This is a genomic window from Microcoleus sp. BROC3 (assembly GCF_036702515.1).
Classification (GTDB): Bacteria; Cyanobacteriota; Cyanobacteriia; order Cyanobacteriales; family Microcoleaceae; genus Microcoleus.
In genome coordinates, this window is the sequence record NZ_JAUBTQ010000178.1 from 1 (window position 1) to 1,284 (window position 1,284).

Annotated in this window: 2 protein-coding genes; both read left to right on the forward strand. The window is 38.7% G+C overall.

Annotated elements, in window-relative coordinates; translation table 11 throughout:
* Positions 1-231: 231 nt before the first annotated feature.
* Entirely contained in the window at positions 232-441 is a 210-nt protein-coding gene (locus tag QUB30_RS33645) for a hypothetical protein (protein ID WP_333048089.1), read from the forward strand.
* A complete protein-coding gene (locus tag QUB30_RS33650; RefSeq protein WP_333342723.1) occupies positions 429-1,226 on the forward strand; it encodes an ISKra4 family transposase in 798 nt (265 codons plus the stop codon). The genes QUB30_RS33645 and QUB30_RS33650 overlap by 13 nt, the downstream gene beginning before the upstream one ends.
* Positions 1,227-1,284: the final 58 nt, after the last annotated feature.

Here is a 1,284-nt window from a genome sequence, read left to right on the forward strand (position 1 = left end):
CATCTCAACTTCTACTTAGATTTACATCTCTCATTATACACGCTCGATGATTTACAAATCATTTGCGCTCGCTATATCTCTTTTTTTGTCAACTTCTAATACTGTACCGACGCTCTAGGGAGCGTGTCACTTGTGCGATGAGTATAAATACTCGTGAACCCACCATGACTTTTTTACCCATCATCAGTATAATGGCGATAATTATCATCTCTTCCCACTGCATATATAATCATGACACCTGAACAACAACAGACAATTAAAACACACCTAGATGCTATTTCTGCCATACTTTATGATGATTATAATCCTGATTCCTTGCAGACATTAGAAGATATTGAACTCGCAGTGAGAGACCAAGTTTTGACTCATGTGACACCACATATCGGCTTTTTTTTATCTGCTCAGCTAGCGGTACAAAAGCCGGAAGAATCAAGACCTTAAAAAGTACCCTAGGTAATTTAAGTATCACCGAGAAGCAAGCAGCTAAACTAGGCTGCGGTAGTGCTAGTAGGTTGAGTCCACATTTAGAAAACTGTTGCTTAAGACTGAGTGCCAATGTTGCTTATAAGCATGCCGCCCAAGATATTAAGTATCTAACGGGAGTGACTGTTCCGGCTAAAACACAACAAAGATTAGTACATTATCAAGACTTCAGCGAACCGATATCAACAGAAGATATTTCGGAGCTAAGTGCAGATGGTGGAAAAGTACGACTGAGGGCACATCAAGGAGAAAAGTCTGAATGGAAAGACTATAAAGCAATTGTGTCGGAAGCGGGTATGATGGCTAGTTTCAATCAAAATGATATCATCGTTAATTGGGCAAATAAACAACCGTTAGCAAAACCTGTAACTTGCGTAGGTGATGGACATGATGGAGTGTGGAATATATTTAAGGAAATCAGTTGTGAACAGGACAGAAGAGAAATTATCGATTGGTATCATCTGAATCAAAATCTTCAGAAAGTAGGTGGTTCAATGAAGCGAATTAAGCAAGCAGAAGCATATTTGTGGAAAGGGAATGTAGAGAATGCGGTAGCTCTATTTACAAAGCTCAAGAAAAAATCAGCAGTGAATTTTTGCAAATATTTAGAAAAGCATAAACAAAGGATTATCAACTATGAAGTTTGCTCAAGGGATGGCATCTGTTCAATTGGTTCAGGAGCGGTAGAATCAGGGATTAAGCAAATAGCCAGACGAATTAAAATCAGGGCTATTTCATTCTGAACAAGATTTTGAGTGTGTTAAGATTAAAGCCAGCACTTCGTTGCCAGGGCTATTTCAT